Source organism: Phycisphaerae bacterium, assembly GCA_018003015.1.
Taxonomy (GTDB): Bacteria; Planctomycetota; Phycisphaerae; order UBA1845; family PWPN01; genus JAGNEZ01.
This window is the reverse complement of the sequence record JAGNEZ010000133.1, coordinates 1-5,045: the sequence shown is the minus strand read 5'-3', so window position 1 is coordinate 5,045 and position 5,045 is coordinate 1. Positions and strand designations below refer to the sequence as shown.

4 protein-coding genes are annotated in these 5,045 nt (G+C 61.8%); 2 read left to right on the top strand and 2 right to left on the bottom strand.

The annotated features are described in order from the left end of the window. Positions 1-172: 172 nt before the first annotated feature. Positions 173-1,057, top strand: coding sequence for a hypothetical protein (locus KA354_25035; protein MBP7937914.1), 885 nt, complete (start codon positions 173-175; stop codon positions 1,055-1,057). Between the two features lie 74 nt (positions 1,058-1,131). On the opposite strand, the gene KA354_25030 is transcribed toward KA354_25035, so the two are convergent. Beyond that, positions 1,132-1,701 carry a CAP domain-containing protein gene (locus tag KA354_25030; GenBank protein ID MBP7937913.1) on the bottom strand — a complete coding sequence of 190 codons (570 nt, stop codon included), beginning with the start codon at positions 1,699-1,701 and terminating at the stop codon, positions 1,132-1,134. 395 nt (positions 1,702-2,096) lie between these two features. On the opposite strand from KA354_25030, the gene KA354_25025 reads away from it, so the two are divergent. Continuing rightward, complete coding sequence (locus tag KA354_25025; GenBank protein ID MBP7937912.1) at positions 2,097-2,837, top strand: SDR family oxidoreductase; 741 nt, start codon at positions 2,097-2,099, stop codon at positions 2,835-2,837. Here KA354_25025 and nagB read toward each other — a convergent pair. Then, positions 2,822-4,705, bottom strand: coding sequence for a glucosamine-6-phosphate deaminase (gene nagB / locus KA354_25020; protein MBP7937911.1), 1,884 nt, complete (start codon positions 4,703-4,705; stop codon positions 2,822-2,824). The two genes, KA354_25025 and nagB, sit on opposite strands and share 16 nt — an antisense overlap. Positions 4,706-5,045 lie beyond the last annotated feature (340 nt).

Genomic DNA, 5,045 nt, shown 5'->3' with positions numbered 1-5,045 from the left:
GCCGGCCTTATCCGGAGAATCGTGTCGGCGTCCATGCCCAGGGCCTCCTGTGTTCGAGTTCCACTCGAACTACCCATCGGCTGGTCGCATGAGGTTTCTTGAGCTTTCTTAGCGTTGTAGTACTAGGCTACCCGGCGAAACCACCCAGCTGATCATGTCCCGAGGAGCCGGCGTGCCGCCGTTGCTCTGGCAGGAGCACCAGAACCAGCTGGCGAAGAAAACCCTCGACGCGATCCAGGACGCCAGACTGTGCGGCGGGGCCGCACCACAGGACGAAGCCATGGCCGGCGCAGTCCGGGCCCTGCTCTACCTGTGGATCGGCTGGCCGGCCGAGGCGGCTATGTACGCCCAGGTCGCTCCGGCTCGAGAGCAACTCTACATCACCGCTCTCGCCGAACGGCAACTGGGCCATCCAGCCAAAGCCAAGGAGGCCTTCCAGAAGATGGCCGGCCACCAGGTCTTCAACACCCTGACCGACTACCTGCTCGACCAGCTCAAACTGGAAAACGACCCGGCCATCAAGCGATTCAGGGGAATCGTCGAACTGGCTCACGAGTGGGAGGCCCACGCCTTCATCGACTTGTTCGAGCAGGCAAGAGCCGGAAAGGTGTCGCCAATCGGCGAACTGGTCATCCGCAACCTGCAGGCGAGAGAGTTCGAACTCCTCTTCGCCCACTGCTTCCAGGCGGCTACTGGCAAAAACATTCTCAAGCGACGGGTGATGTCCGAAGCGGAGGAACAACGCCGCGAACAGGAGTATCGACGCCGTATGGCCGAACGCCGCAAGGCCAACGAAAAACGAACCCAGAAGCTGACTGACCCAGCCAAGCAGGAACTCGACAAACCCGAGCTCCCCGGTAAGCCCGGCACTCCCCCAATGCCAAAGAAGACCACCTCGGATCCCCGCGTCAAGATCCTCTGCCCCGCCTGCGGCCACCTGATGTTCGTCCCCGAATCCGGCCGCGGTAAACGAACCGAGTGCGTCAAGTGCCGCGTGGCCTTCCTCGTTCCCGCCCGGAAGGACCCCGTTCCCGCAGGTACCGGCGCCAAGAGCTAAAGGCGCGACCCGGACGAAATCAGCCCGTCAGATCAAGCTCCAAGGAAAACGCTCCCCAGAGGACCTGGAGAGACTCAGGGAGGGTTCCCAAACTCAAGCACCCAGTAGACACCGTAATCGCCGCCCGTCCGGACACCAATCCCGACTTCACGCCACTGAGCGGCCAGAATGTTCTCGCGATGACCTTGCGTGGACCGCATCCACTCGGCCACCACTTGATCAGGCGACGTCTGCCCGCCAGCGAGATTCTCCCCAATCGCCAGGAAAACGTAGCCCGCGTTCACCGCCCTCTGGCCTAGCGTCTCACCCGTGTTGGGATTCTCGTGGGCGAAAAAGCCTTGCTCGATCATCTCTTCACAGTAGCTCTCCGCCATCGAGGAGAGCGTCACATTCAGGGCAAGCTCGCGGAGACCACGGCTGGTCCGCTCCTCGTTCACCAGGTCAAGCACCCCGGCAACCAGGGCATCGTTGTTGTTCGGTACACTGGCAACGCGGGTGCCAGCCTGGATGCCTTTCACCACCGCGTTGGTGAGGGGATAGGTCTGCTCGCTGCCACCAGTGCCGGGACAACCCGCCATCCAGAGCAGGGAGATGGCCAGGACCGGGGCAATCATCCTGGATACCCACCATCGCCGAGCTGTCATGACAAAAATACTCCCTCACCGGCGGGCGCGCACGCCCTCCGCCTCAAGTATACCTCACTCCATCATCGGTTGTCCATCCAAAAAACTGCAACACATTCTCCCACAAATGGTTACAGTCTCTACGGCATATCCGACGGACCACACATCGGCCTCACCAACCCGCTCCCGGCACGCGTCCTGGCCCACACCGTCAAAAAGCCCTCATCTCAGTAGACGCCCCAAAAGCCATCCTGTTTCGCCAAAACCCCACCCAACTGCCTCCGGCTTCCATCATGACAGCGCCTTCCTTGATTGACCGGCCGGGCCAAGTCCTTACAGCGCGACCATCCCCAGACCCCAAACGGCAGCCACGCCCCCCCAGCGCATCTCCCCCGGCTTTAAGGTACCATGACGCCATGGACGTCACCGGAAAGGTCGCCCTCGTCTCCGGCGCAGCTCGACGGGTGGGAAGGGCCATCGCCCTGGAACTCGCCAGGACAGGCTGCGATCTGGCCGTCCATTATCGGACCTCCGACGAAGAAGCCCGCAGCCTCGCAGCCCAGATCCAACGGCTGGGACGCAGAGCGGCCCTGGTGTGCGGCGACCTCGCTGAAGCGGCCACCCCTCAGCATGTCGTCAGTCAAACCGTCGATCGCCTCGGCCGGCTCGACATCCTGGTGAACAACGCCTCCGTGTTCAACAAGACACCCCTGGCACAGGCTGACGCGGCTACCTGGAACACCATGCTCCGCCTCAATCTCATCGCCCCCGCCCTCCTGGCTCGGGCCGCTGCTCCACTTATGCAGTCCGCAGGTGGCGGCCGGATCATCAATCTGGTGGACATGCTGGCCGACCGTCCGGTGAAAGCCTACGGGCCATACTGCGCCTCCAAGGCGGCCCTGGCCAACCTGACCCGAACCCTCGCCCTGGAACTCGCCCCCCAAGTCACCGTCAATGCCGTCGCTCCCGGCATCGCCGTCTTTCCCCAAGATGTCGAAAAGGAACTGCGGAGCCGTCTCATCACCCGCGTGCCCCTGCGCCGCGAGGGAACACCCGAAGAGATCGCCGCAGTCGTACGCTTCCTCGTCGTTGAGGGAGACTACATCACCGGTCAGATCATCCACGTCGACGGGGGTTGGTCTCAGACGTCTGTGTAGCGGACGAACGCTTCAATCGCGTAGTACTCCGGCAGCCCAAGGGCATTGTACTTGCCGGCGGTCTCCTTGTTCCGAGCCTCCGCTCGCTGCCAAAACTCACGATCGTCGTACGGGCCGGGAAACAGGGCCTTGTCCTTCTGCGATTGGTGCTTGAAGATGCCGAAGATCTTGTGAGTGGCCTGAGCCTTGGAGAGGGGCACGGCCATGTCGATCATGTCCACGTCCCACTCCTGCCAGGCGCCCCGGTAAAGCCAGACCGCCTCCGGGTACTCTTCCTTTGACAGCCGGCGAAGAGCCTGGAAAACCGCCTCGGCGCAGAGCCGGTGCGTGCCGTGCGGGTCGGCCATCTCGCCGGCCAGGAATACCCAATCCGGCCGAACCTCACGCAGAACGTCAAGCACCAACTCCACATCCTCCTCGCCAATGGGCCGCTTCCTGACCTCGCCGGTCTGGTAGAACGGCATGTTCAGGAAGTGAATGTGCTTGAAGGGGATCTTCATCCAGCGGCAGGCGGCCGCAGCCTCGTTACGCCGGATCCAGTCCTTGATGATCTGAACCTCCGGGATGTCCACCGCCCCCGGAGCCTTAGATGCGAAAAATTCCTTAACCTTCTTGACAAACTCGCTGGTCCTCTTGGTCTCGAACTTGAAAATGTGGTTCAGGTCCGACCAGAAATTGAGCATCTGCCGCGCGTAGTCGTCAAAGATGGCAATGTTCCCGCTGGTCATGTAAACGGTGTGAACCTCGTTGCCCGAACAGACGAACTCGCTGAGCGTGCCACCCATGCTGATGACGTCATCGTCCGGGTGAGGGCTGAAACAGATCATCTTCTTGCCGGTGGGGGCCATGCCGCGGCGGACAATCGTCTCCCACAGCCGGCGGCCAACCTTCACGTTGAGATCGTCCACCGGACCAGCCTTGCGAACCAGCGAGGCCAGGTGATGCTCGTCATAGTCGTTCTGGTCGAGCTTGAGAATGCTCTTGCCTGTCAGCAGGCCGAGCCAGATCACCGCTCGATGCTGGTATTCGGGGCTCCACTCGATCTCACCGAGCAACCACGGCGTGTCCGCCCGAGTCAGGTCGCCGCCCGCCGCCGGGTCCACGAAGATACTCGCGTTCGCATGCTCCTGCAGAAAACTCGCCGCGACCGAGTCGGTGATCGGCCCTTCAACCGCCTTCCGGATGATCGGCGCCTTCTGCTCGCCAAACGCCATCAGCAGTACCTGCCCGGCATCGAGAATCGTCCCCACGCCCATGGTGATCGCCTGCTTCGGAACATTCGATTCCCCAAAGAAGTCGGATGCCGCGTCCATGCGGGTCACACGGTCCAGCGAAATCACCCGGGTCCGCGATTCACGCGACGATCCCGGCTCGTTGAACCCGACATGCCCGGTCCGGCCAATGCCCAGGATCTGAACGTCGATGCCCCCGGCCGCCTTGATCCTCGCTTCGTAGCCCTCGCAAAACGAGGCAATCTCGCTTTCCTTCAACGTCCCGTCAGGCATGTTGATGCTCGCCGCGGGAATGTTGACGTGATCAAAAAAGTTCTCCTTCATCCACCGGTGATAGCTCTGAATGCTGTCCGGCGGAATCGGATAGTACTCGTCAAGGTTGAACGTGATCACCCTGCTGAAGTCCAGACCCTCTTCGCGATGCATGCGAATCAACTCGCGATAAACGTTGATCGGCGTGTGACCCGTGGCTAGGCCGAGTACCGTTCGCTTGCCTTCCCGGTTGTGCCTCCGGATGACGTCGGCAAGAATGCCGGCCACACGCAGGGCCGCGTCCAGGTCCGACGCGCAAATGGTCGTGGGAATCCTCTCCAGGGCCTTGAAGACCTTGCCTTCGGGCGGGGCTTCTCTTCGAATCACGGCAGTCTGTCCTTACACTCTGACCTCACCACCGATGAAAACGCAGGTACTCCATCAGGGCGAAACAAAAACCCCGGTCGACGCTCTCCATGACAAACCTGCCGTCCGACCGAGGCTGTCCATAGACACGAATCGTAAACCGGCATTATCACGCCCCTATCCCCGCTTGGCAAGTGCTTATTACATAAGTCCGATAATCAGGCATTTCCGATGGCCAGAAACGACTGGGGCGAACGGGCGGCTGACGTCGCCCAACCCCCCAGCCGCCGGCGACTCCACACCGCAAGGACACACCTCACCCCCCCCCCCCCCCCTCCCCCATACACACCTCCGCCCC